Raw genomic sequence first — 25957 nt, forward strand, 5'->3', positions numbered from 1 at the left:
TTATAGCTGTTTGTGCAGCTTTTGAAAATCATCCGGCCAAGCATCCTCAACAGTAATCGTTTCGCCACTCAGCGGATGACAGAAGGTAAGACACTCTCCGTGTAGCGCCTGCCTGCCAAAATCAGTAGCACGCCCCCCGTATAATACATCCCCAAGCAACGGGTAGCCAGCATGACTAAGATGTACGCGAATCTGGTGCGTCCGTCCTGTCTCCAGCGTCAGATATACGAGACTCACTGCACTTGAACCGCTTCCCCATACTTCCCCGAGTTCAATATGGGTAACCGCCTTCTGCCCAGTCGGAGATACACGACGGCGCTGCTTATGATGCCTGTCCTTGCCAATCGGCCAATCCAACGTTCGCAGCGATGGAGGTACTTTCCCTCGTACCAAAGCTACATACCGGCGGTCGATATCCTTAGCTCTCATTTGCTCGTCCAGCTTGAGCAACGCAAACTCATTTTTGGCATATAGCACTGGGCCCGTCGTATCCACATCCAGACGATGTACATGCCGTACCACCGCATGAATGCCATTCATCTCATAGTAGGATGCGACAGCATGATCCAACGTCAGCGGACCATCCTGCACACCACCGTCCGGATGTACTGCCATACCTGCTGGTTTATGTACTACCAGGCAAAAATCATCTTCATACAGTACCTTCAAATCATACCAGCGAGGGGTGATGCCAAGGTTCATTACAGGAAAAAGGGCCAGCCGCAGCCGGTCCCCTGTAAGTTCAATCTCTTTATCATGGCGCAGTCTGCGCCACAGCTTTTCCGGTAATTCCAAACGATTCAGCAACCACTGATCTACAGCATCAGCGCTGTTTTTTTCCCCGTCTGTGATTTCCCGTCCTGGCGTGACTTCCAGCCACGGTCCTCTTCTTTTCCAGCCACCTTGCCAGCTCATAGACGTTTGAGCGCGCGATAGTTCGCCTCAATGGTGGCATCAATATCCTCTACCGTATGCACGCCCGATACAAACATACCCTCAAATTGAGATGGTGCTACACTGACTCCCTCATTCACCATTTCAGTAAAGTAACGACGGAAGTGGTCCTGATTACTCGTTTTAGCTGTATCAAAATTGACAACCTTTTCTTCTGTAAAAAATGGACAAACCATGGAACCCACGCGATTGATCGTGACAGGGATACCTAGCTCGTTCGCATTACGTTCGAATCCGGCTTGAAGTCGTGCTGCCCGCTCTTCCAAGCGATCGTATACTTCTGGCGTCAGTAATTTAAGTGTCGAATAACCTGCTGCCATAGCCAGCGGATTTCCGCTAAGCGTACCCGCTTGATAAATGGGCCCCGATGGAGCAATCCGCTCCAGAATATCACGACGTCCGCCGTAAGCACCTACAGGGAGTCCACCACCAATCACTTTACCCAAACAGGTAAGATCCGGTGTCACACCAAAGCGACCTTGAGCCGAATGAAGTCCAACCCGGAATCCAGTCATCACTTCATCAAAAATCAGCAGACTTCCGTACTGCTGGGTTACCTCACGCAAACCTTCCAAAAATCCAGGCTGTGGCGGTACAACTCCCATATTGCCTGCTACTGGCTCGACAATAATTGCGGCAATCTCTTCGCCAAATTTCTCAAAAGCTAGCTTCACCGAAGCTAGATCATTATAAGGGACAGTGATGGTATGGGTGGCCACAACTTCAGGCACACCGGGACTATCGGGCAAGCCTAATGTGGCAACACCAGAGCCTGCTTTAATCAGCAAGCTGTCCGCATGACCGTGATATGATCCCTCAAATTTAAGAATTTTACTACGGCTCGTAAATCCGCGTGCGAGTCGAATCGCACTCATAGTCGCCTCAGTACCGGAGTTAACCATACGTACAATGTCCATAGAAGGAACACGCTCACATACGAGCTTGGCCATTTCGGTTTCTGCCAACGTTGGTGCGCCGAAGCTGGTTCCTTTTACAACAGCAGCCTGTAAAGCTTTAACCACTTCGGGATGTGCATGGCCCATAATAAGCGGTCCCCATGAACATACATAGTCTAAATAGGATTGACCATCAATATCATATACGCGCGATCCTTCGCCATGGTCGATATACACAGGTGTAATTCCAACAGATTTAAAAGCCCGTACCGGGCTGTTTACGCCACCCGGAATGTATTGTTTTGCCTCATCAAAGGCTACTTTGGAGTTCGTATCCTTGCGCACTGTTCGTTGTTCGTCGATCATTCTGACCACTCCTATCTTCTGAAAATAGACTTATTGCTTCAACCATCTTGCCGCATCCTTGGCAGAATAGGTAATAATCATATCTGCACCCGCACGCTTCATACTTGTCAAAATCTCTAGCACCATTGCTTTTTCATCAATCCAGCCTTGAAGAGCCGCTGCCTTGACCATGGCATATTCACCACTAACGTTGTAAGCCACCATAGGCAGATCAAATTGATCCTTAATCGTGCGCATTACGTCAAGATAAGAAAGGGAAGGCTTCACCATCAGCATATCTGCCCCCTCCAGCACATCAGATTCTGCTTCTCGCAATGCTTCACGTGCATTAGCAGGATCCATCTGATAGGATTTGCGGTCACCAAACTGCGGCGCAGAATCTGCGGCCTCCCGGAAAGGACCGTAAAAAGCAGACGCATATTTGACGGAATACGACATAATTGGAATATGTGAAAAGCCTTCTAGATCCAACCCCTGCCGAATCGCCTGTACAAAACCGTCCATCATATTAGATGGCGCGATAATATCTGCACCAGCTCTGGCCTGAGATACAGCTGTACGTACCAGCACCTCCAGAGATTCATCATTCAATACCTCACCGCATACCTCACCATCATGCTCATGCATGTGCACCATACCGCAGTGTCCATGGTCCGTAAACTCACACAAACAAGTGTCAGCCACAACCAGCAGTTCGGGATAACGCGACTTGATCAGACGAGTAGCTTCCTGAACAATACCATCGTCCACAAAAGCCGAAGTCCCTACGCTGTCTTTGGTTTCTGGGATGCCAAATAGGAGCACAGCGGGAATGCCGAGCTCACTAATCTCTTTCAGTTCTTCCTCCAGCCGATCCAGAGAAAAACGGTATACACCTGGCATAGAGCTAATTTCCTGTTTCACCCCAGTGCCAAATGTTACGTAGATCGGTTGGATAAAATCAGTGGGATTCAATACGGTCTCACGCACCATACTGCGGATTGCAGCCGACTGGCGCAAACGGCGATGTCTGGTAAAAGGAACACTCATGATTACAAACCTCCATTTTTTATACATTCATTAGTAAAAACAAAAAAATTATAATGTCATAACAGTACTTGAACGTTTCCACTCACACAACGATTGGATCAGACTTTCAATGGTCGCCTTCTCTGACATAAAACTTACAGTCAAGCCGGCTTGGGTAGCTGTCTCACCGGTCAAAGGACCTATCACAGCAATCGTAACTCCCTCCAGCAGCGACACCGGATCATGGATCCCCATTTGTCTGAGGGCTTCTAAGAAAAAGGTTACAGTTGAGGAACTGGTAAACGTAATCGCATGAATGGCACGCTCCTGAAGCAGCTTGAGAAGTTCATCATCCTGTGTGTTGGCTGCTAGCACCGTTTGATACAAATCAGCCTCGGTCACATGAAGTCCCATCTCCCTCAGCTTTTCTGGCAGCCACGGCCGAGCTAGATCACCTCTTGGGAGAAATACGTTCTGCCCTGCCTGCAAATCCTGCTCAAATCCTTCGAGCAAGCCCTCTGCCTGAAATGGGCCCTCGATCTGTTCTGCCACAATTCCGTGCGTCCGAAGCGCGGCTGCTGTAGCCGGTCCGACTGCGGCAATACGCGCTTTGAACAGCATACGTACGTCCTTTCCCTGTTCCTTTAAGTGCGTGAAAAAGTATTCCACTCCATTAACGCTGGTAAAAAACACCCAATCATATTCTGGCAGTCGCGCAAATGCCTCTTTAATTTCCTGTTTGGTTGGCTCGTCCGAAGGGGCGACCGTCTGAATAACTGGAAATTCATAAGGCTCGCCACCAAGCTCTTCTATCCGATGGACCAGACTGCTGGCCTGCGCACGCGCGCGAGTAACCAAAATTCGCTTGCCAAACAAAGGCATGTCCTCAGCCCATTTTAACTGTTCACGTTGATTGACCACTTCTCCGACAACGATGACGGCGGGAGGCTGAAAATTCGCAGCCTTCACCTTAGCTTCAATATCCGCAAGCGTACCCACCAGCGTATCCTGCTCGGCACGGGTTCCCCAGCGGATCAAGGCAACAGGAGTATTTGATGGCTTGCCGTGTTTTATCAGCTGTTCACTGATATAGCCAATCTTTGCTACACCCATCATAAAGATCAGTGTGCCCGTTGCGTTCGTCACTTTATCCCAATGAATACTTTTGTCGAGTTTATCCGGACTTTCATGACCTGTAATGATAGATAGCGATGAGGCCATATCCCGGTGTGTGACTGGAATCCCCGCATAGGCGGGCACACTGATTGCTGATGTGATGCCGGGTATAATTTCATAGGAAATACCATGTTTACGCAGTAGCCCGGCTTCCTCGCCGACTCGTCCAAATATAGTAGGGTCTCCCCCTTTAAGACGAACAACTGTTTTTCCTTCCAAGGCCAAATCCACCAACAGCTGATTAATTTCCTCTTGCTTCATAGTGTGACGATCTGGCAACTTTCCAACATATATTTTTTGGGCCCCTGGCTTCATCAATCCCAAGAGGCGCGGGCTTGCCAGTCTGTCGTACACAATGACATCGCCCAATTGAATGCATTCCCAACCCTTGACCGTAATTAATCTTGCGTCTCCGGGTCCTGCACCTACCAAATATACTTTTCCTGCCATGCTATCATCCCCTCACCTGCGCCAGAATCTGTTCTGCTCCTTTGGCTATCAAACTGGCCGCCACCGCTTCTCCCAGCTTTTGCGGATCATTTCCCTGGAGCGTTTCCTTCAAAATAACCTCGCCATCTGGCGAGCCTACCATGCCCGTAAGGCTGATTTCTTGACCAGCCCAGACGGCATGAGCCCCGATCGGCACTTGGCACCCCCCATTTAACACGCCCAAAAAGGTTCGTTCTGCCGCAACGGTAGCCGAGGTATCCCGGTCGTTGTAAAGGCGCAGCAAGGCCAATAGCTCTTCATCACTCGCGCGACATTCAATACCCAGCGCTCCCTGCCCAACCGCCGGCAAACAGTCTTCTTCCGGTATATAGGATGTAATTCGATCTTTCCAGCCCATCCGATGCAAACCTGCTGCCGCCAAAATGATAGCGTCAAAACCTTCCGTCTCCAGCTTTTTCAGACGGGAATCAATATTCCCACGCACAGGCTCCAATTGTAGATCAGGTCGCATGGACTTGATTTGACTGGCTCTGCGCAGGCTACTCGTGCCCACCTTTGCCCCTTGAGGCAATTCCTCCAGGCTCTCGGCGCCCAATGTGATCAGGCAATCACGTGGATCCTCACGACGCGGTACAGCGCCGTTGACAAGCCCTTCCGGCAATTCGGAAGGCATATCCTTCATACTATGTACTGCCATATCAATCTCACCAGCCAGCATGGCCTGTTCAATCTCTTTGACAAAAAGCCCTTTGCCACCCACTTTGGACAAGGTTACATCCAATATTCGATCACCCTTGGTCAGGATTTTCTTTACGACAAATTGCAAATCCATTCCATGCTCCGCGCATAGCGCGTTCAAATCTTCAATGACATGCCCGGTCTGAGTTAACGCCAGCGCACTCTGTCTGCTGCCTACCACAATTGTTCGCATGTTATTCCTCCTGATTTTGCGCAATCCACAGGTCTATTTGTTGTTCGGTCCAAGCCATAAATTCATGACGGCGTATTTGATCCAAAATTCCGCTACTCGCCAAGCGCCTCAGTAGTTTAGTCCTTTGCTGTGGGGAACTTATCTTACGTTTGATGATCTGTCGCATATCGTGCATGAAATCCAGATATGGCTCGTATTCGCTACCAAACAACGTATCCAAGGCTGATGTAATATCAGCGGTCACAGCGGGGCCTGCCCCTTCTGTAGAGATACTAATCGTCAGTCTCCCTCGTCGGATGATGCCCGGCGTTATAAAATCTCCCTCTTCCGAGCGATCCGCCACATTTACCAGTATACCCCTTTGTCTGGCCTCATGCGCAACCTTATTATTCACTTCTCTCTGGTTCGTAGCGGCATATACAAGAAAGGCTCCCTGGAGGTCACCCTCGCGATATACGCGATTTACCCAGTGGAGCTGCTTGTGATCGGCCAGGACCTGTAAATCCGGCGTTATATTCGGGCTAATGAGGGTAATGGACGCCCCACTTTCCATCATCCCCTTAACCTTTCGTTCCGCAATCCTGCCGCCGCCTACAATACAACAGATCTTATTGTTACAATTCAACGAAATCGGGACAAAATGCTGCAAATGGCTTTTCACTCTCCCGTCCACTGATGAAATACAGACCAGGAATTCAGCAAAAAATTAAGAATCAATAGCGTGTAGCCCACCAATGCCCACTTTGCCATCACAAGCCCTGAACGCTGATTCAATCTTTTGCTCACTAAAAATATAATATACACACACAGGGCAATCGCTGTCATCAGCACCTTGGTATCTAGCAAGAGAAGCCAGCGTTCCTCAGCAATAATAGAAATAACGGCAACTACAATAGAGACTCCCAGCAAAGGAGTACCAATCAACAGCGCCATATGCGTATACCGATCCATCATTTCCAGACTTGGCAGGCGTCTGATCGTGTCATTCCATTTCTTTACTTTCAATTTACGATGCAAAAACAGATATAACCCCGAAAATACAGCTGCTACCGTCATCGCTACAAAACCAAGATTAGCCAGCGCAATATGAATCAGGAGCAGCCCATGCACGGTATGCCAATTTCCAAGTGGATTGTCGAGAGGCTCCATCCATATATTGTTGAGCACCAGCACTGCAAAACTAATAATATTAAGCAGCAATACCGCAAATTCGGAACGCTGATAACGTGTCAAAATCAAAGAAATCAGCACTAAAATAACTGAAAACAGAAATAGAAAATCGTAGGTCACGAAAATAGGAAGGTGCCCTTCATTCCAGGTTCTTATCCCCATATAAGCAAGCTGGAGCACCAGAACGACAACAAGAAGCCCTGTACCTGTCCGTTTAGCATTCGCATTGCGACGAATCCCATCCGAGAATACAAACAGAAGGCTCAGGGCAAAAACATAAATCATTGAATCATATATAAGCATGCCTGAAGCCACGTCTGTTCACCCACTTTTACAGGCTGGCCGGCGCAAACGACGCTGGCAAAGCCTGAGCCTGAACGGTTTTTTCATGAACACCGGCTTCCGGTTTTATTAACGCAGATGCATCGCTTTTATCTACTTTCTGAGCGGCGTCATCCAAACGATCCTCCAGAGCAAAAATGTGGCTAAACATGTCCAGGGCCTCATTCCCCTGTTTTTGGACAGCCAGTTCCTTTACCCGATTGATCGGATCATGCATCATCTGGTTCAGCATGCTCTTCGTCAAACGGCTAATCACTTTGCGTTGCCGTTCATCCAGCTCGGGAAGCTTATTGAACAAGCTTTCCAACGTATCCTGATGTACAGACTCCGCTTTTTCCTGTAATGCACGAATCACCGGACGCACTCCCATCGTTTTCAACCATTGATAAAACTCGCTAAGCTCATCTTCGATCATATGCTCGATTTTTGTAGCTTCGGTACGGCGCATTTCCAAATTGCTCTCCACGATCCCTTCCAGATCATCAATATCGTACAGGAAAACATTCTGTAATTCACCAATAGCCGGGTCGAGATCACGCGGAACCGCAATATCAATCATAAACAAAGGACGGGACTGTCGACGTTTCATACTTGCTTCAACCCGAGTCCGATCCAGAATATACCCCTGGGCACCTGTCGAGCTAATAACAATATCCACGTCCGCCAACCGATTCATGCCTTCCTCCATCGTAACCGGCGTTCCATGGAACTTGGAGGCAAGGTCTTCCGCACGGGACAAGGTTCGGTTGGCTACAATAACCTCGGCTGCTCCGCCGCTGTACAAATGCTTAACCGTAAGTTCACTCATTTTACCAGCACCGAGAATCAGTACCTTTTTATCGGTAAACATCCCGAAAATCCGTTTGCCTAGCTCAACTGCTGCATAGCTGACAGATACGGCACTTTCTCCAATAGATGTCTCTGAATGGGCACGCTTGCCCAATGTGACAGCCTGCTTAAACAACATATTAAACCACGTTGCCGTAATTTTCTGGGATTGAGCCTGAAGAAAAGCGTTCTTTACCTGTCCCAAAATTTGTGTTTCTCCGATTACCATAGAATCAAGACCACAAGTCACACGGAACAAATGCCGAATCGCCTGCTCGTCCTCATATATATATAAATGTTGTGTAAATTGATCACGCGGAATGCCAAACCATTGCTCCATAAAACTGCGTATAAAATAGCCGCACATGTGAAGGCGGTCCACTACAACATATATTTCAGTCCGATTGCAGGTTGCGACAACTACGCCCTCCAACACACTTTTGGTAAGTTTGAGTTGCTCCAGCGCTTTTGGCAAATCTTGTTCTGCAAATGTAAAACGCTCTCTGACTTCCACAGGCGCCGTACGATAATTCAACCCAACAACGACGATGTGCATTGCAAATTCACCTGCCTAAACTGTAATAAGAATAACCACTGTTATCATAAACTATGTTAATTATATCACAGAAGTCCGAATCTCCTCCGGCTGTTTTATGAATTGTTTATGAAAATTGAATAGCTTTCATGAAACCAGCACGTTCTGTATGATTTGATTTAGTGTAGACCACTTTTAAAACAAATAACCATGGAAATGTTCCATGGCTATAATATAGGACGCACAAACGGCTCCATAAAAAACGATTTACACTAACTCAGCCAGCTTGCACTCTGGTGATTCCACCTGAAGTTCTCCCAAGCCGCGAATCAGCTTTTTCGCATATGTTTTTTTCGGTTTTAGAACGGATACCAGGTAATCAATAGCCAGCTGCGGATCGACAGTCTCACCGCAAGTATAACAATCAATAGCGGCAAACCCTCTCTCAGGATACGTATGAATAGAGAGATGACTCTCCGACAACAGTACAAGCACGGTAGCTCCCTGTGGTTCGAACTGCTTGGATTGAACGGACATCACCGTTGCTCCGCAAGCTTCAGCTGCTTCAACTAATTGAGCCTCCAAAAACTGCGCATCATTCAGTAATTCAAACTCAACACCCCAAGTATCTACGGCAACGTGTCTTCCGAAAGTTGAGTACTCCAATTCCATCTTTCGGTTCCCCCTTCCTAGGAATAAAATGTTTGGAAAAATTTCATCCGCTAGGACCTACGTCATTCACTTCCCGAGGGAATAACCTCTCGCAACATTCAATGTCCTGAGTGAATCCTGGTTCCTATATTTCATTTTCAACGAGATTAAAAATAACATCTATGTGCAGCAAATGCAATCATTTTTTAAGAATAAAAAAGCCTATTTCGGTAAAGAAAGGGACTACATGGCATAACGATTCATTCCATATATTCATGCCTTATTAAGCTTCCAGTGCAAATAATTTTGAGCAACTCATTCGAAGCTTGTGGTCAATCTGTTCCAACTCCGAGAAAGTACGCGCCAAATTCCGCTGGTCAAGCAACGAATTAATGAGATGATATACGTCAGATATTTCATTTTCGACGTTCTGATGCTGAAAAAGCTGTTGCAATTCCTGCACCGTATTTTTATATTCGAATACCAGCCTGGAACCTCCGGCATTCTTCTCCATAATTTTACGAACCGTACCTTCATTATAAAAATACACCATAGTGAATCCTTGATACATTCGGTAAACGATGCCTTCGCCCTTAAAACGAACAAAAAGTTTGCGTATAAACAGGGTTAGTTGCGGATGAATTAAGCGACAAGTCAATTCACACACAAACGCTCCCTCTTTGGCTTCAAAAAACAAATGAACTTCCTCACCCGCACTATGCTCCAGAACGATTTCCTGTCTTCCGTTATCTAGAACTTTAATATAGTAATGCACCTGGGGATCATCCACTGCCCGCAAAAATTCGTCCATTTGGGTTTCCGACAAGGTCAAAGTGGTTTTAACATACTCTGTGGCTAACCGCTGAGCCATACCCATCTCCTCAATTCTTTCCTGAACCTATAAGTTTAAGCTTTAAATTTATTATACATCAGACCTAAAGTGCTTTTCTTGCACATCAAATCATAAATTCCCGCCATACATCGGAAATAAACGGAAAATGATGGGGTTGAGACTGCATTATCCCCCATATACTCACTTTTCGGCTTAAAATCCACGAGTTCTTTTTGTTATTATATATTATTCCCACCTATTTAGTAAGTTTATTTTTTTGAAGCCCGAACCATGAAAAAAGGACGTCCTCAAGGACGTCCCTAGCCTTACAATTCCGTCTGCTCTTCTTCGTCATTCTCTATATAGCTGGAGATGACAGACCACAGCTCTTCCTTGCCCATACCTTCTTCGGATGAAAAGGGGATAAACAATCCCCCGGGAAGTATTCCGAGTTCCTGCTTGATTACCTTGTAATGCTTTTCTCGCCGCGTTTTAGGGATTTTATCTGCCTTCGTGCCTACTACACATACGGGAAGCCCGTTATGACGCAGCCAATCATACATCATGATATCGTCCTTGGACGGCGGATGGCGCAAATCTACCATTTGAAGCACCAGTTTGAGTGGCTCACGCTCCAGCAAATAAGACTCAATCATCTGCCCCCAAGCCTTGCGGGACGTTTTGGATACCTTGGCGTAACCGTAACCGGGAAAATCGACAAAATAGAGATCATCATTAATCCGGTAATAATTGAGTTGCTGGGTTTTACCTGGCGTAGAACTGGTACGCGCCAAATTTTTACGGTTAATCAACCGATTAATCAATGAAGACTTTCCTACATTGGAGCGCCCCGCCAGAGCAATCTCTGGCAAAGCGTCCACAGGAAACTGATCGGGACCAACCGCACTTATTATAAATTCTGCTTTTGTTACTTTCATTGTGTCCTTAATTCCTCTCTAATGTACCCTTGCCTGCTCAACCAAAGCATGCTTTAGCACCTGATCCATATGGGCAACGGGGACAAATTCAACATCCTGCCGGATACTGTCGGGAATATCCTTTAAATCCCGTTCATTATCTTTGGGAAGCAGAATTTTTTTGTAGCCTGCCCGGTGGGCAGCCAGCGACTTCTCTTTTAAACCACCAATCGGCAATACACGGCCGCGTAGAGTAATTTCGCCCGTCATAGCCACATCCTTGGATACATGACGGTTGGTCAAAGCTGAAATTAACGCGGTAGCAATAGTAATTCCCGCAGATGGACCATCCTTCGGAATCGCACCCTCAGGAATATGAATGTGGATATCATTTTTCTCATAAAAGTCTAGTTCAATGCCCAGATCAACTGCTTTGGAACGGGTGTAGCTGAATGCCGCCTGTGCAGATTCCTTCATAACGTCTCCCAGTTTACCCGTAAGAATCAGTTTACCACTACCAGGTACGACCGTCACTTCAATCATCAGTGTTTCACCACCGACCTCTGTCCATGCCAAGCCTGTAACCGTACCGATCTGATCCTCCAGTTCTGCAACACCGTAACGGAATTTAGCGATACCCAGATAATCCTTCAGATTATCCGGTGTGATTTGAATTGGTCCTTCGCCACCAGATACAACGGACTTCGCCGCCTTGCGGCACAGAGAAGCCATTTGCTGCTCAAGATTCCGCACACCAGATTCACGCGTATATTCGCGAATGACACGCAGTAGCGTATCCTCCCCGATAACCAGTTGTTCCTCGTCCAAGCCATGCTCTCTCTTCTGCTTGGGCAATAGGTACCGATTGGCGATTTCCAGCTTCTCCAGTTCGGTGTAGCCAGGAATATAGAGCGTCTCCATGCGGTCCATTAGCGGACGCGGGATGTTGTGTGCAGCATTGGCTGTCGTTACAAACATCACATTGGACAGGTCAAACGGCAGCTCAACAAAATGGTCACTGAACGTATTGTTTTGTTCAGGATCAAGCACTTCGAGCAATGCCGCCGATGGATCTCCTCGAAAATCGGAAGCCATTTTATCAATCTCATCCAGCAAAAATACTGGATTAGACGTTCCTGCGGTCTTCATCCCCTGAATGATCCGCCCTGGCATCGCACCAACATAAGTCCGACGGTGACCACGGATTTCCGCTTCATCCCGCACACCTCCGAGAGAGATGCGGACAAATTCCCGACCCATGGATTTGGCAATCGAACGGGCCAACGAGGTCTTGCCGACCCCTGGCGGACCCACGAGACACAGAATCGGTCCCTTAATGGTCTTCACCAGCTTGCGTACAGCCAAATACTCCAATACACGCTCCTTGGGTTTATCCAATCCGTAGTGGTCGTTATTAAGTACCTCTTCAGCTTTGACGATATCCAGATCATCATCGGTAAACTTGTTCCATGGCAAGCTTAACAACCAATCCACATAATTACGGATGACGCCACCCTCGGCAGAGCTTGCCGGCATTTTTTCCAGACGATCGATTTCCTTTTCGACCTTCTCCTTCACCGGAACAGGCAACTCTAGTTCACTTAGCTGGTTGCGCAGTTCTTCAACTTCTCCCGCGCGACCTTCCTTCTCGCCAAGTTCCTTCTGAATTGCCTTCATTTGTTCACGCAGATAATACTCCTTCTGCGTCTTTTCCATCTGCTTCTTCACACGCTGGTTGATTTTACGTTCCAGCTCCAGTACTTCACGCTCATTGTTCAAAATATCCAGAAGCTTCTCCAGACGCTGAGTAACGTCGATCGTCTCCAGTATATCCTGCTTTTCCTTAATTTTGAGCGTCAAATGACTTGTGATTACGTCTGCTAGCCGTCCCGGCTCCTCAATATCCGATACCGCAGCGAGAGTCTCCGGTGTTACCTTTTTGGACAAGTTGATATAATGCTCGAACTGAGTTAATACAGTGCGCATTAGCGCATCCGTCTCAGGCTGTACGTTTTCTGCCTCGTGCAGCTCCTTCGCCATTACCTCGTAATATTCTTCATTGTCCGTATATTGAATAATCTCGGCCCGTTCCAGCCCTTCCACCAATACTCGAATGGTTCCATTAGGAAGTTTGAGCATCTGGCGTACCTTGGCTACCGTGCCGACTCGAAAGATGTCCTCTTGTGTAGGTTCTTCAATATTTACTTCTGATTGAGAACACAGGAGAATCAAATTGTCTTCAACCATCGCTTTTTCCAAAGCCTTGACCGATTTTTCCCGGCCCACATCGAGATGCAGAACCATACTCGGGTAGACCAGAAGCCCTCTTAAAGGCAGCAAAGGAAAACGACGACCTTTTGTCTTGGTGGGTCCCATCGCTTTCGCACCTCCAGTGATTCTCAGGTTCCGGATTTTACAATCCTCAAGTTGTTATCTTTCATATTTTATCAAATGTTTTATGAAAAAACCAATGAAAGGGTGGTTCATCAGCAAGATCCTGTATCTGATATCGTCCCGTTATGCGTTCCATCAGCCTGTAACAAGGAAGATTGGGATGGGCGAAAAGTCTCAATTGGCGCATGTACAGGCGAATCCGACGTTATCTCTTCCCCGAACACATGTCGGAACACTTCGGTAACCGACTGTACGGGAATCACTTTTAAACCCTCAATGCTGTCAAAAAGAGCTTGCCAGTTGTCCTGCGGAATGATCACTTTTTTGGCTCCTGCCTGAAAAGCGGCTTCAACCTTGGCTAATACACCACCAATCGGTTTGACACGACCATGGATGCTAATTTCGCCAGTCATTGCAATTTCATGATCCACCGGAATTCCCCGCATCGCGGAAGCAATGGCTGTTGCCATCGCAATTCCTGCGGACGGGCCATCTACCGGCGTACCCCCAGGAAAATTGATATGCAAATCGTAATTCGACGGAGACAATCCGAGCGTACGCAAAACGGTTAGAACATTTTCTACAGAACCTTTAGCCATGCTCTTACGACGCAGTGTACGGGACCCGCCTCCGATTTCTTCCTCATCCACAACCCCCGTAATATTATAGCTGCCCTTTCCCTCAGGAACCGGAACTGCTGTAACTTCAATTTCAAGCAGCATCCCCATGTTCGGGCCATATACAGCTAATCCGTTAACGAATCCGATTTGCGGCAAGCCTGGTATTTTTCGGTCAGGACGCGGTTGAATTTGACTACTGCCCGCTACCCATTCGACGTCGGAAGCATTGAGACATTCCCTTTTCTCGGTAAGTGCCAAACCAGCAGCCAGCTGGATCATATTGACCGCCTCCCGACCGTTCGTTGCGTAACGCTGTACAACTTCTACCGCCTCAGGACAAGGGCCAAAGCCTAGCTTGTGGACGGCATCCTCTGCAATACGAGCAATCTCCTGTGGCTGCAAGGCACGGAAATAAATCTCCATGCACCGGGAGCGAATCGCAGGTGGCAGTTCATGCGGCGAACGGGTCGTCGCACCCACCAAACGAAAATCGGCTGGCAAACCGTTTTGGAAAATATCGTGGATATAAGCAGGAGTATTCGAATCTTCCGAGTTGTAATACGCACTCTCCAAAAATACCTTGCGATCCTCCAGTACTTTCAAGAGTTTATTCATCTGCGTTGGATGCAGCTCACCAATCTCATCAATGAACAGCATCCCCCCATGCGCCTTCGTCACAGCTCCGGGTTTAGGTTGTGGGATACCCGCTACCCCCATCGCTCCTGCCCCTTGATAGATTGGATCATGCACTGAACCTATCAGCGGGTCCGCAATACCGCGCTCATCAAAGCGGGCCGTCGTAGCATCAATCTCCGTGAATTTGGCGTCTCCCTTGAACGGAGAGGACAGATTCTTCTTAGCCTCTTCCAGCACAACGCGTGCAGCAGCTGTCTTCCCTACACCCGGCGGGCCATAAATAATGACATGCTGCGGATTCGCACTACATAACGCAGCCTTGAGCGCGCGCAGTCCATCCTTCTGACCCACGATATCCTGTAATGTGGCAGGACGTGTGCGTTCAGCCAACGGCTTGGTAAGTGAAATAGAACGCAATTTGCGTAGCTTATCCAATTCCTTGCGGGATTCCCGATCCACCGCACTACGGTTCGTTTTCTGGCTCCGCAGGAGGTTCCAGAAATACAGACCAATAACAATCCCGAAAAACATTTGCACCAATAACAAAATCATAGTCAAGTCCATCGTATTTCCTCCGTTTCTCATCTCAGCAATTTTAAAAATGCCGCTCTATGAAAAACAGTATTTCCTTTTCCGCGATAGCTAAACGGCGGTCTTTCAAAAGATCAGAGAGAAATACAAAAACACCGCGAAGAACAGTTCTGTAGCAGAGCTGCTCTCCACGGCGTTTAAATGATGACAATAGATTATGACTATGCCTCTTTATAATAACTGCTTTTTGCCTACACCTTCTCGGCGGTATGACGTTCTTCACGTCCAGGTATTTTCCCTGTTTCCTCATATGCTTTGACGATGATATCAATTTCTTTTTTCAATTCGTCCACCATATCAGCCTCAGGTACTTTGCGAATCATTTTTCCATAACGGAACAAAAGGCCTTCACCGCGCGCTCCGGCAATTCCAATATCAGCTTCCTTCGCTTCACCCGGGCCATTTACTGCACAACCCAGTACTGATACTTTAATCGGTACCTTGAGTTTTGCAATGTAGTCTTCTACCTCGTTGGCAATAGAGAACAGATCAATATCCAGACGTCCGCAAGTCGGACAAGAAATCAATGTAGCTGCGTTTGTGATTAATCCAAACGTCTTGAGCAACTCACGGGCTACCTTCACTTCTTCCACCGGATCAGCACTAAGTGAAATACGCATTGTGGAGCCGATGCCTGATGCTAGCAAAGCGCCCATACCTGCCGCGCTTTTAACTGTACCCGTAAAGAGTGTACCCGCTTCGGTAATACCCAGATGGAGCGGATACTTAATAATTTCAGCGGCCTTCGTATAAGCAGCAATCGCCATAGGAACATCAGACGCCTTCAGTGACACGATAATGTCATGGAAATCAAGTTCTTCCAGTATCCCGATATGATACAGCGCACTTTCTACCATCGCTTCTGGCGTAGGGTAGCCATACTTATCAAGTAAATGCTGTTCCAATGACCCGGCATTCACACCAATTCGAATCGGAATCCCTTTTTCCTTACATGCCTTCACGACAGCTTCTACTTTTTCACGTCGTCCTATGTTACCTGGATTAATGCGAACTTTATCAATCCCATTTTCAATTGCCAGTAGAGCCAGCTTGTGATTAAAGTGAATATCTGCAACTAGCGGAATATGAATCCGTTTTTTAATTTCCTTAATGGCTGCGGCAGCTTCCTCATTGTTGACGGTAACCCGCACCAGTTGACATCCGGCTTCTTCCAAGCGAAGAATCTCGGCTACAGTTGCTTCCACATCTGCTGTTTTAGTTGTACACATGCTTTGGATGATGACTTCATTGCTGCCGCCAATCGTCAGATTCCCGACTTTAACGGGACGTGTGTCTTGTCTTAAGAACATGTACTTTTCTCTCCCATTAACGCCAAACCTCCACCCCTTAAAACCTCATACAGGTTTAGTGAAGTGGAGATCCGGCTTCTCATGTTTTAGAGATCGCGAAGTATCAATCCTTAGGCGCTCTCTTCTTGTTTTTTATCCTTATCTGTACCACCGAGTTCCGGTGCGATTTTGTCTTTTACAACCTGCTCATTGATGACGCAAGTAGTCACATCCTCACGGGAAGGAACCTCATACATTACGTCCAGCATAATACCTTCGATGATCGCACGAAGGCCACGGGCACCCGTGTTACGCTTGATCGCTTCACGAGCAATGGCTTCCAGAGCATCTTGCTTAAACTCCAGTTGCACATTATCCAGCTCAAGCAGCTTCTGGTATTGCTTGGTTAACGCATTTTTCGGTTCGGACAGAATACGAACCAATGTGTTCTCATCAAGCGGCTCCAGCGTAGAAATTACTGGCAAGCGTCCTACAAATTCCGGTATCAGACCGAATTTCAAAAGATCCTCAGGCAATACCATTGAAGTATATTCGCCTGGTTTCAGGTCTTTTTGTTCGCTGGTAGCGTTGAAGCCGATAACCTTTTTACCGATACGACGTTTGATCATTTGCTCCAGACCATCAAAGGCACCACCGCAAATGAACAGGATATTCGTGGTGTCAATTTGAATAAACTCTTGATGTGGATGCTTGCGACCGCCTTGAGGTGGTACAGAAGCAACCGTGCCTTCCAAAATTTTAAGCAACGCCTGCTGTACACCTTCACCCGAAACGTCACGCGTAATGGACGGGTTTTCGGATTTGCGGGCTACTTTATCAATTTCGTCAATGTAGATAATGCCGCGTTCGGCTTTTTCTACATCATAATCGGCAGCTTGAATCAGTTTCAGCAAAATATTTTCAACGTCTTCACCCACATAACCTGCTTCCGTAAGGGAAGTGGCATCTGCGATAGCAAAAGGAACGTTCAAAATTTTAGCCATGGTTTGCGCAAGCAACGTTTTACCCGAACCTGTAGGTCCAAGCATCAAGATGTTACTTTTTTGCAGTTCCACATCATCAATTTTGTTTTGAGTATTAATTCGTTTGTAGTGATTATATACCGCTACAGACAACGATTTTTTCGCTTGATCCTGACCAATAACATATTGGTCCAGAATGTCACGGATTTGCATTGGTTTCGGAATGTCTTTCAGATCTACTTCTTCTTCATGACCCAATTCCTCTTCTACAATCTCCGTACACAACTCAATGCATTCGTCACATATATATACGCCCGGTCCGGCAACAAGCTTGCGAACCTGATCCTGAGATTTACCGCAGAAAGAACATTTCAATTGTCCTTTTTCATCATTAAATTTAAACATAGAGCCACCCCTTTACAGATTAATCGGTTTAGACAGCACCTGGTCAATGATACCGTATGCTTTTGCCTCTTCCGCTTCCATGAAGAAATCCCGGTCAGTATCACGTTCGATTTTTTCGAGGGGCTGACCCGTACGCTCTACATAGATTTGATTCAGCTTAGCACGTGTTTTGATAATCCAGTCCGCATGAATCAGCATATCGGAGGCTTGCCCCTGAATGCCACCAAGTGGCTGATGAATCATGACTTCACTATTGGTAAGCGCGTATCTCTTACCTGGCGCACCCGCTGTTAGCAGCAACGAACCCATACTTGCAGCCATGCCTACACAGATCGTCGATACGTCCGGCTTAATGAATTGCATTGTATCATATATACCCATGCCCGCAGTTACAGAACCGCCTGGCGAGTTAATGTACAAATTAATATCCTTCTCTGGATCTTCCGCAGAAAGGAACAATAGCTGTGCAATGACGAGATTGGCGACATCGTCATCAATCGGGCCACTTAGGAAAATAATACGATCCTTAAGCAACCGCGAGTAAATATCGTAAGATCGTTCTCCTCGATTCGTTTGTTCCACAACCATAGGGACGAGACTCATCACGACCAACCTCTTTTCTTTATTAAAATGAACACCTGTATTCATCCGCTTCCTTATGTCCCATTAAAACGGAAGCAGCAAGCATGAAACGTGAACACCTTACAAAATATTTTAACATGTTCAGAGTCTCGTGTCATATTTGCATGCGCTCATATATGCAGTGCGGGCTATTTACAGTACACTCTGCCGAGACCTTCTCATATTTAACCATGTTTCGTATGTATGTGCAAATATACGGTAGTGACTTATGTAAAACAAGAAAACGCGACTCACAGCACTTTCCATAAACGACTAAAATTTGGGTTATCAAAGGTAAAAATAAGGCACGTAACTTTCACTACGTGCCTTATCCCTATCTAATTACTACGTTTCAGCTTGTTACAGCATACTCCGTATATTTTATCGTCTGAATTACTCAGCAGCTTCAACTGGCGCTTCTACATCTTTGCTGTTTTCCACCAACAAAGCAATGGTTTTGCGCAGTGAAATTTCTTCTTTCAGGTTAGCGAACGAGCCGTTACCTTCCAGAATGCTACGGATTTCTTCAACTGAACGTTTGTAAGCTTCAGCCATGTTTTTCAGTTCTTCATCAATTTCCGCTTCGGAAACTTCGATGTTTTCTGCTTTAGCCACTTGCTCCAGCACGAGGTTGTTACGTACGCGCTTCTCAGCATCAGCTTTCATTTGCTCTTCCAGGTCTTCCTTGCTTTGACCAGAGAATCCAAGGAACATTTCAAGGTTCATACCTTGGCTACGCAAACGGTTGTCGAAATCGCGAACCATGTTTTGCACTTCGCTCTTCACCATTGCTTCAGGAATGTCGATTGTTGCATTCTCAGCAACCTTCTCCACTACAGCACCCTCGCGAGCTGCTTTAGCTTCGTTTTCCTTACGATCCAACAATTGCTTTTTCAAGTCTTCCTTGAATTCAGCCAGTGTGTCAAATTCGCTTACATCTTTAGCAAATTCATCGTCCAGCTCAGGAAGAACTTTGCGTTTCAGTTCGTGAACTTTCACTTTGAATACCGCTTGTTTGCCAGCGAGGTCAGCAGAATGGTAGTTCTCAGGGAACGTTACTTCAACGTCCTTGGAATCGCCAGTGTGCAAACCAACCACTTGCTCTTCAAAACCAGGGATGAATGTGTTAGATCCCAGTTCCAAAGAATACTTCTCAGCTTGTCCGCCTTCGAATGGTACACCGTCCACGGAACCGTCGAAGTCAATAATAGCTGTATCACCGGATTGAGCAGCATCTTCATCAACGACAACCAGTTCAGCATGACGTTGTTGCAGGCGCTCCAGTTCTTGAGCCAGTTCTTCGTCGCTTACTTCGAGTTTGCTTACAGGCACTTCTACGCCTTTGTAATCGCCCAAAGTCACTTCAGGTTTAACAGTAACCTTTGCTTTGAACTTGAAAGATTCGCCTTTAGCAAATTGATCAATTTCAACGTCAGGGCTGTCAACCGGGAAGATGTCCGTTTGCTCTACAGCTTGGCTGTAAGCTTCTGGCAACAGGATGTCAATTGCATCTTGGTACAGACTTTCAATACCATAGCGTTTTTCAAAGATAGGACGTGGTACTTTACCTTTACGGAATCCTGGTACACTTACTTGTTTTGCCACTTTATTAAAAGCTTTGTCGAGTGCAGCGGCTACACGATCCGCGTCAACCTCAACTTCAAGAACCCCAAGGTTCTTCTCTATTTTCTCCCAAGTTGCTTTCATTTTATGCTTTCCCCTCCAACAAAATCTTCACTTAGTTTTCATTACAATCAACGCACACAAAATAACCACTATAGTATATCTAACATTACTGTCTTTTTCAAGAGCAGCCCTTTGAATGCTTCACAGGTAAACGTTTCCGGTCACTAAGGAGTGTGCATTCCCGCCGCTACGAATAGTCGCATCGACCGATACGCCTGCTCAAAACGGAAGCGCAACGCATCTGTAATACCATATATAGCACGGGTTTCTTCCTCATTATTATTACCGTTCAAACTTTCCGAAACGGTCTGATGGAGTGCTGCAGCCCAAATATCCGGCATTCCGTCCTCTTCCACCAACATGGATCTATAATCATTCGTACCGTATACTGCCATCACAAACTGTGACCACAACTCCTGTGCAAAATAGAATAGTGTAGGCTCGTGCACCTCAGTCTGATCAGCCACCCGTTCCAAAATACGCATAATCGACTCTGGAAAATCACCAGGCTGTAACGGAACCGTTTCAATGTCGATTTCCGCTTGTTCATCACCCCGTCTGATTTCTATCGTCCCTTCCATTCCGCGTCGTCGCATTGTCTGTAGAACACGGAATTGAAGTAAAGGATGGATTTCCCGGTCCGTAATCCAGCGAAGCAAGGCATCGTCGATTTCTGGCAGTTCCAAATAGGACAACTGCTCCAACGCTAAAATCGTCTGTTCGGATAAGGGTTCATCCATAGCCATCCGCAACAGCTTGTTGCCGTAGCCCGCATCCTGCTCCTGCTTAAAGCGTGCATGACGGCGAGCTAACTCTACTTCACTGACCTCTTCTTCCACAGCGTCCGTTACCGCCCCGCTGTCAGCGTACTGTGGAAATGCAGCTTCCAGCCATTGTAATAGAGCGTTCCATTCATCATATTGCTTCTGCTCCTGTCCCTGACACTGCATTAAAAAACGCAGCATCGCCATCGCCTCTCCGTAACGTTCGTTTTCAAGCATCACAGTAAGTTGGATTTGATAATAGTCCAGTGTCTTCGGAAACAATACAATATTATTTTCTTTTGTCGTCACCTTGGAGTCCTTTATTCAAGGCACCCCCTCTCCTTCACAAGCTCAAGTATTTGTAGATTATATGAGAAACAGTAGCCGAAGTCCAACCACTCGTCTTACACATATTCACCTGTATTCTAACATACCCTTTTATAAGGCAAAAAAAACTACGTCTACTCAGAATTTATGCTGTATAAAGCCTAAATAAGCGATATATGCAAAATAAGACTTGAATTTCTTTTATCCATATGATATATTAATATTCGCTTGAATTTTATGTCCCAGTAGCTCAGCTGGATAGAGCAACGGCCTTCTAAGCCGTCGGTCGGGGGTTCGAATCCCTCCTGGGACGTCATAACAAGAAGCTTCCATAATGGAGGCTTTTTTGTTCTCATGAGATAACTCACAGGGGAACGTCGGCCCATCGGCATCGTTAGCCTATACTTCGCAGTCAACCATAGGGAGAGTATCTCTCTTGATAAATTACATCAAAAAAAAGCTTCCGCAAGGGAGCTTTTTTTGATGATAAATAATGTAGAAAGAATAGTCTGCCACGCTACTTTAGGCGCTGGTTTCAAGTCACTACTCTTTCAATAAAACGCAGATATTGCTATCATCTATCATGTTACACCATTTTGAAGTAAAGGAGGTTGGCTGACTCCCTTGACTACGAATAAACTCCAAAAGTCGCGGGAAATTCATCGTTTTGTTGCCACTTTGCTTTCTATATTAGGTACTGGATTGGGTATGTTTTATCTCGCCATTCCTTCCTATATGATTGGAGGAGCGGCTCTGATCATCACACAGGGAATTCTGATCTATTTTACATTATTTTCTCTCGGATACCTGCTTATTATTTCGGGACCGCTGGCCATTATTCTCCACATTTTAGGCATTATTTTTACAATACGATCTTTTCAAATTACAAGCAATGTGGGTAGCGCGCCGACAAGTGCATCGTTGCCTTCCAAATGGCGCATGTTGCTCAGTCTCACTGTGGGAGCTACACTTCTACTTCTTGCAGTCACAATGAAATACGTAGATATTATAGAACCTTTTACACAAACAGGTGAAAATAAACGCAACGTAGCCGCAGAATCAGAGCAATATCTGGAGCAGAAATACGGAGAGGACTTTCAAATTCAAAATATTAGCTATCATAGTATTCCCTTCACTGAATATACCATGGAGGCGATCTCTAATCGTCATCCTTCCGTCCTCTTTAACATGACCAAGCGTCCTTATGAGGATGTCCCATTTAGAGAAAAATATCTTAACGCCCTTTGGGAGAGCCAACTGGACATGAAGCTCAAACCTGTTATACAGAAGCTATACAATGATGCAGCCGCTGTTCATTCTGGGGTGCAAGAAGGGGAAACAGATAAAATGATCAAAGAATACGACGATTTTAAACTGAATCCCGAAGCGGTCGGCGATCAATATATTCGTATAATTGTATTCGAGGATCTAACTGACTCAGGATTGTCATTGGAAAAAGAACGGGTATTACAAACTGCAAAAGTTCTCAAAACAGTGTTGGCCGGAAATAAAGCCTCATTAGACATCGAATACTTCCCTTCGGCTATGAATACCAACCGAAACCTTAAGGCAATAGAACTAAACGATTATATGTTTGGTCAGGACCATTTTGATGAAAAGACCTATGAAGTCCAGATAGAAGACATTTATAAGCTTATGTCAACAAAGGATATACAAATCACATCGCTTGACCGCGTGAAGTAGCAAGGAGATTAATCAAATGAAATTAATATCTTGGAATGTAAATGGCTTAAGAGCCTGTGTGACCAAAGGGTTTTATACTTATTTAAAAGAAACGAATGCCGATATTTTTTGCGTACAGGAAACGAAGCTTCAAGAAGGGCAGATCCTCATGGAGAACATGGAGGAATACACACAATACTGGAATTATGCTGAGAAAAAAGGATATTCCGGCACGGCTATTTTCACCAAAATCAAGCCGCTCTCTGTGCATTATGGACTTGAAGAAAATGAAGAACCGGAGGGCCGAACCATCACTTTGGAATTCGAAAAATTTTATCTCGTCAATGTGTACACACCAAATACCAAACGGGACTTATCCCGACTGCCCTACAGACTGGAATGGGAAGACCGTTTTCGCAGCTACCTGCAACAACTGGATGCTTTGAAGCCTGTCATCGTGTGTGGAGACTTGAACGTAGCTCATCAGGAGATCGATCTCAAAAACGCCAAAGCTAACTACGGAAATGCCGGTTTTACGCCTGAGGAACGGGAACGCATGTCACAGCTGCTAGACGCCGGATTTATAGATACCTTCAGAACCTTTTATCCTGACCGGACGGATGTTTATTCCTGGTGGTCCTACATGCCAAAGGTGAGAGAAAGGAATATTGGCTGGCGGATCGATTACTTCCTCGTCTCGGAGAGACTTCGTTCGCTATTGATGGATGCGAACATTGATTGTCATATTACAGGCAGTGACCACTGTCCTGTGATATTGGAGTTGCAAGATATTTCAGCATAAGTCCCCTGCCCTGACACAAGGATTTATGAAACTTTAAAAAGCGGTCATGCTCTGTTATTGCAGCATGACCGCTTTAATGAATGGAGCTATGTCCCCAAATATACCTCGATACGGGAAATCAACCGCTCTCTCACATCTTGTGCCTCTTTATGATCTAATATAGCCTGTCTTATCGTCTTCTTTTCGCCACTAGCGTAATGCAGTACATACTGGGTCACTATGCATTCCGGTGGATAAGTATCCTTGCGATCCGTATTAAAATAAGTCACCTGACAGCTTCCGAGAAAACAGAAAGATAGCTCACCTGTAGCTGTGAACAGCCAGCCTGGCAGCTTGGGCTCCAGCTTCAAGGATAGGCCCCTATGATCATAGCCAAACGGCTGCCCGCCCGTCATCATCCATATCCACATATGAATAAATTCTGCTGTAGATCCGCTCAGCCTCGCGATATATCCCGTTCCATGCAAACTTGCATCAGGATTAGCACTGCTAGCAATAAAGGAGCTGTTCGGTTGGCCGGAAAAAACTCCATGATAGCTCCATTCTTATCCTCCACACCAAAGCTCGCAATTCCTTGTCCACGATTAACATAATACGCCCACAGAGGAATTCCCTGAACACCAGCAATACCGGGTAGAAAACTGGAAAAGGGCTTGGCCTGCGCAAAATTCTCAATCACAAAACGTCCTTGATCGTCAAAATAATACTGCTGCATCGTGCACCCCTTTTCTTTTTAAAACCCGTTATTCGCCATCACTTGCTTGAACCACAGCGCACTTTGTTTGGGTGTCCGTTCCTGCGTGTCGTAATTGATGTGTATAATCCCAAAACGTTTGCTGTATCCCCAGGCCCATTCGAAGTTATCGAGGAATGACCATACAAAATAGCCCTTAAGCTGACCTCCCTCCCCAATAAAGCGATGGCATGCCTTTAAATGTTCCTCAATGTAATGCTGACGCCCAATGTCTTCAATCTTTCCATTCACCAGTTCGTCCTTCATCGCTGCTCCGTTTTCTGTAATCAGGATGGATAATCCTCTGGTAAAATCCTTCTCAATCCGTGTCAGCAGCTTATAAAAGGATTCAGGGTGAATCTCCCATCCCATATCCGTTACCGGTTCTTCTATGGAAATCTGCTCGACCTGAAGCAACGAAGCGTCTGTAGTCGCTCGAATGATACTGCGGGCGTAGTAGTTGATGCCCAAAAAATCCCCTGGCTGCTGAATCAGCTCCATATCACCAGGCTGTACAAAATCCAATCCGTTCAAGTGCTCCCCGTACCATTCCACCATATCCTCAGGGTATTTCCCGTTAAACAATGGCTCGGCAAACCAACGATTAATAAAGCCATCCCGCCGGACAGCAGCGGCTACATCCTCGGAGTGTTCAGAGGCTGCATCGACATGCTCCATGTTCAGCGTAATACCGATATTGCCCGTCAGGCCCTTTTCCTTGTGTAAGTTCATGGCTATCCCGTGACACATCAGAATATGATGAGCGGCAGCAAGAGCTTCCCTCCAGTTCTCATGGCCGGGGGCATGCTCGCCTGTACCATAGCCCAAAATAGAGGCGCAGTAGGGCTCATTTATCGTATTCCACCAGCTTATACGCTGTCCAAATCGATCCATGATTACAGAGGCATACGTTTTAAAATGTTGGATAGTCTCTCGCTGCGTCCAGCCACCCTCGTCCTCAATCCACTGCGGCAGATCCCAATGATACAGCGTCAGCATTGGAATCAGCCCAGCCGACTCAATCTCATCCAGCAGACGCTCATAGAAGAGTAGCCCCTGTTCGTTAACCACGCCAGGTGCGGGAATAATGCGCGGCCAGGCCACGGAAAAACGGTAATGTAAAAAGCCAAGTTGCTTCATTAATTGCACGTCTTCCTTAAAGCGGTGAAAATGGTCACAAGCCACATCTCCGCAGTCCCCTCCGATCACCTTCCCGGGTACTTGACAGAAAGTATCCCAAATAGAAGGCGTTCTTCCTTCCTCATCCACGCCACCTTCAATTTGATAAGAAGAGGTCGAAGTTCCCCACATAAACGTGGTGGGGAATGTATAGGTATTCTCATTCATACTTGGTATCATCCTTTCAG

Annotated in this window: 23 protein-coding genes and 1 tRNA gene; 3 read left to right on the forward strand and 21 right to left on the reverse strand. The window is 46.3% G+C overall.

Annotated features, from left to right (window positions below; translation table 11 throughout):
- The 18 genes from MKX46_RS09140 to MKX46_RS09225 all read right to left on the reverse strand — a co-directional run bounded on the left by MKX46_RS09140 (position 1) and on the right by MKX46_RS09225 (position 21354).
- On the reverse strand, positions 1–915 hold the full coding sequence (locus MKX46_RS09140) for an RluA family pseudouridine synthase (protein WP_209950330.1): 915 nt from the start codon (positions 913–915) through the stop codon (positions 1–3).
- Complete coding sequence (gene hemL / locus MKX46_RS09145; RefSeq protein WP_069011263.1) at positions 912–2216, reverse strand: glutamate-1-semialdehyde 2,1-aminomutase; 1305 nt, start codon at positions 2214–2216, stop codon at positions 912–914. Before hemL ends, MKX46_RS09140 begins: the two co-directional genes overlap by 4 nt.
- 30 nt (positions 2217–2246) lie before the next feature.
- Complete coding sequence (gene hemB / locus MKX46_RS09150; RefSeq protein WP_069011262.1) at positions 2247–3245, reverse strand: porphobilinogen synthase; 999 nt, start codon at positions 3243–3245, stop codon at positions 2247–2249.
- A 48-nt stretch (positions 3246–3293) separates the two neighbouring features.
- Positions 3294–4850 (reverse strand): uroporphyrinogen-III C-methyltransferase, encoded by a 1557-nt coding sequence (gene cobA, locus MKX46_RS09155; protein WP_209950329.1) that lies wholly within the window; start codon positions 4848–4850, stop codon positions 3294–3296.
- 4 nt (positions 4851–4854) lie between these two features.
- Positions 4855–5781, reverse strand: a complete 927-nt coding sequence (hemC, locus tag MKX46_RS09160) for a hydroxymethylbilane synthase (RefSeq protein WP_029518410.1) — start codon at positions 5779–5781, stop codon at positions 4855–4857.
- Between the two features lies 1 nt (position 5782).
- A complete protein-coding gene (locus MKX46_RS09165; RefSeq protein WP_069011260.1) occupies positions 5783–6430 on the reverse strand; it encodes a precorrin-2 dehydrogenase/sirohydrochlorin ferrochelatase family protein in 648 nt (215 codons plus the stop codon).
- An 8-nt stretch (positions 6431–6438) separates the two neighbouring features.
- Positions 6439–7266 (reverse strand): cytochrome c biogenesis protein CcsA, encoded by an 828-nt coding sequence (ccsA, locus tag MKX46_RS09170; RefSeq protein ID WP_029518408.1) that lies wholly within the window; start codon positions 7264–7266, stop codon positions 6439–6441.
- Between the two features lie 16 nt (positions 7267–7282).
- Positions 7283–8677, reverse strand: a complete 1395-nt coding sequence (gene hemA, locus MKX46_RS09175; RefSeq protein ID WP_029518407.1) for a glutamyl-tRNA reductase — start codon at positions 8675–8677, stop codon at positions 7283–7285.
- 246 nt (positions 8678–8923) lie between these two features.
- Complete coding sequence (gene speD, locus MKX46_RS09180) at positions 8924–9322, reverse strand: adenosylmethionine decarboxylase (RefSeq protein ID WP_025365654.1); 399 nt, start codon at positions 9320–9322, stop codon at positions 8924–8926.
- Positions 9323–9590: 268 nt separating this feature from the next.
- On the reverse strand, positions 9591–10178 hold the full coding sequence (locus MKX46_RS09185; protein WP_029518406.1) for a hypothetical protein: 588 nt from the start codon (positions 10176–10178) through the stop codon (positions 9591–9593).
- Between the two features lie 287 nt (positions 10179–10465).
- Positions 10466–11077, reverse strand: coding sequence for a ribosome biogenesis GTP-binding protein YihA/YsxC (yihA, locus tag MKX46_RS09190; protein ID WP_029518405.1), 612 nt, complete (start codon positions 11075–11077; stop codon positions 10466–10468).
- An 18-nt stretch (positions 11078–11095) separates the two neighbouring features.
- The gene (gene lon, locus MKX46_RS09195; RefSeq protein WP_023989969.1) at positions 11096–13432 is read right to left on the reverse strand and encodes an endopeptidase La; all 2337 of its coding nucleotides are present in this window, start codon (positions 13430–13432) and stop codon (positions 11096–11098) included.
- Positions 13433–13542: 110 nt separating this feature from the next.
- Complete coding sequence (gene lonB, locus MKX46_RS09200) at positions 13543–15270, reverse strand: ATP-dependent protease LonB (RefSeq protein ID WP_029518404.1); 1728 nt, start codon at positions 15268–15270, stop codon at positions 13543–13545.
- Positions 15271–15488: 218 nt separating this feature from the next.
- Entirely contained in the window at positions 15489–16607 is a 1119-nt protein-coding gene (gene ispG / locus MKX46_RS09205) for a flavodoxin-dependent (E)-4-hydroxy-3-methylbut-2-enyl-diphosphate synthase (RefSeq protein ID WP_025718670.1), read from the reverse strand.
- 110 nt (positions 16608–16717) lie between these two features.
- The gene (clpX, locus tag MKX46_RS09210; RefSeq protein WP_013311623.1) at positions 16718–17974 is read right to left on the reverse strand and encodes an ATP-dependent protease ATP-binding subunit ClpX; all 1257 of its coding nucleotides are present in this window, start codon (positions 17972–17974) and stop codon (positions 16718–16720) included.
- Positions 17975–17986: 12 nt separating this feature from the next.
- On the reverse strand, positions 17987–18577 hold the full coding sequence (gene clpP / locus MKX46_RS09215) for an ATP-dependent Clp endopeptidase proteolytic subunit ClpP (RefSeq protein WP_016324659.1): 591 nt from the start codon (positions 18575–18577) through the stop codon (positions 17987–17989).
- 411 nt (positions 18578–18988) lie between these two features.
- On the reverse strand, positions 18989–20302 hold the full coding sequence (gene tig / locus MKX46_RS09220) for a trigger factor (RefSeq protein ID WP_341071172.1): 1314 nt from the start codon (positions 20300–20302) through the stop codon (positions 18989–18991).
- 143 nt (positions 20303–20445) lie between these two features.
- A complete protein-coding gene (locus MKX46_RS09225; RefSeq protein ID WP_185156363.1) occupies positions 20446–21354 on the reverse strand; it encodes a hypothetical protein in 909 nt (302 codons plus the stop codon).
- A gap of 257 nt (positions 21355–21611) precedes the next feature.
- Here MKX46_RS09225 and MKX46_RS09230 point away from each other — a divergent pair.
- From MKX46_RS09230 to MKX46_RS09240, 3 genes are all read left to right on the forward strand, one after another.
- Positions 21612–21685: transfer RNA gene (locus tag MKX46_RS09230), tRNA-Arg, on the forward strand.
- A 311-nt stretch (positions 21686–21996) separates the two neighbouring features.
- Complete coding sequence (locus tag MKX46_RS09235; protein ID WP_029518402.1) at positions 21997–23076, forward strand: hypothetical protein; 1080 nt, start codon at positions 21997–21999, stop codon at positions 23074–23076.
- A gap of 16 nt (positions 23077–23092) precedes the next feature.
- Complete coding sequence (locus MKX46_RS09240; RefSeq protein WP_029518401.1) at positions 23093–23857, forward strand: exodeoxyribonuclease III; 765 nt, start codon at positions 23093–23095, stop codon at positions 23855–23857.
- An 86-nt stretch (positions 23858–23943) separates the two neighbouring features.
- Here MKX46_RS09240 and MKX46_RS09245 read toward each other — a convergent pair whose 3' ends face one another.
- The 3 genes from MKX46_RS09245 to MKX46_RS09255 are packed head-to-tail and all read right to left on the reverse strand — an operon-like array spanning position 23944 to position 25937.
- Positions 23944–24267 carry a hypothetical protein gene (locus tag MKX46_RS09245; RefSeq protein WP_230585102.1) on the reverse strand — a complete coding sequence of 108 codons (324 nt, stop codon included), beginning with the start codon at positions 24265–24267 and terminating at the stop codon, positions 23944–23946.
- 26 nt (positions 24268–24293) lie between these two features.
- Positions 24294–24572, reverse strand: a complete 279-nt coding sequence (locus MKX46_RS09250; protein ID WP_029518399.1) for a hypothetical protein — start codon at positions 24570–24572, stop codon at positions 24294–24296.
- An 18-nt stretch (positions 24573–24590) separates the two neighbouring features.
- A complete protein-coding gene (locus tag MKX46_RS09255; protein WP_318628057.1) occupies positions 24591–25937 on the reverse strand; it encodes a GH1 family beta-glucosidase in 1347 nt (448 codons plus the stop codon).
- Positions 25938–25957: the final 20 nt, after the last annotated feature.

This window comes from Paenibacillus sp. FSL P4-0113 (genome assembly GCF_038009305.1).
GTDB lineage: Bacteria > Bacillota > Bacilli > Paenibacillales > Paenibacillaceae > Paenibacillus > Paenibacillus polymyxa_D.

Bases quoted from the DNA above. Each gene is read 5' to 3' on its own strand.
- hemB (WP_069011262.1), bottom strand. From the start codon at position 3,245: ATGAGTGTTCCTTTTACCAGACATCGCCGTTTGCGCCAGTCGGCTGCA.
- MKX46_RS09250 (WP_029518399.1), bottom strand. From the start codon at position 24,572: ATGCAGCAGTATTATTTTGACGATCAAGGACGTTTTGTGATTGAGAAT.
- MKX46_RS09240 (WP_029518401.1), top strand. From the start codon at position 23,093: ATGAAATTAATATCTTGGAATGTAAATGGCTTAAGAGCCTGTGTGACC.
- yihA (WP_029518405.1), bottom strand. From the start codon at position 11,077: ATGAAAGTAACAAAAGCAGAATTTATAATAAGTGCGGTTGGTCCCGAT.
- lon (WP_023989969.1), bottom strand. From the start codon at position 13,432: ATGGGACCCACCAAGACAAAAGGTCGTCGTTTTCCTTTGCTGCCTTTA.
- tig (WP_341071172.1), bottom strand. From the start codon at position 20,302: ATGAAAGCAACTTGGGAGAAAATAGAGAAGAACCTTGGGGTTCTTGAA.
- lonB (WP_029518404.1), bottom strand. From the start codon at position 15,270: ATGGACTTGACTATGATTTTGTTATTGGTGCAAATGTTTTTCGGGATT.
- MKX46_RS09185 (WP_029518406.1), bottom strand. From the start codon at position 10,178: ATGGCTCAGCGGTTAGCCACAGAGTATGTTAAAACCACTTTGACCTTG.
- cobA (WP_209950329.1), bottom strand. From the start codon at position 4,850: ATGGCAGGAAAAGTATATTTGGTAGGTGCAGGACCCGGAGACGCAAGA.
- MKX46_RS09245 (WP_230585102.1), bottom strand. From the start codon at position 24,267: ATGTGGATATGGATGATGACGGGCGGGCAGCCGTTTGGCTATGATCAT.
- clpX (WP_013311623.1), bottom strand. From the start codon at position 17,974: ATGTTTAAATTTAATGATGAAAAAGGACAATTGAAATGTTCTTTCTGC.
- hemC (WP_029518410.1), bottom strand. From the start codon at position 5,781: ATGCGAACAATTGTGGTAGGCAGCAGACAGAGTGCGCTGGCGTTAACT.
- hemL (WP_069011263.1), bottom strand. From the start codon at position 2,216: ATGATCGACGAACAACGAACAGTGCGCAAGGATACGAACTCCAAAGTA.
- ispG (WP_025718670.1), bottom strand. From the start codon at position 16,607: ATGTTCTTAAGACAAGACACACGTCCCGTTAAAGTCGGGAATCTGACG.
- MKX46_RS09255 (WP_318628057.1), bottom strand. From the start codon at position 25,937: ATGAATGAGAATACCTATACATTCCCCACCACGTTTATGTGGGGAACT.
- clpP (WP_016324659.1), bottom strand. From the start codon at position 18,577: ATGAGTCTCGTCCCTATGGTTGTGGAACAAACGAATCGAGGAGAACGA.
- MKX46_RS09140 (WP_209950330.1), bottom strand. From the start codon at position 915: ATGAGCTGGCAAGGTGGCTGGAAAAGAAGAGGACCGTGGCTGGAAGTC.
- hemA (WP_029518407.1), bottom strand. From the start codon at position 8,677: ATGCACATCGTCGTTGTTGGGTTGAATTATCGTACGGCGCCTGTGGAA.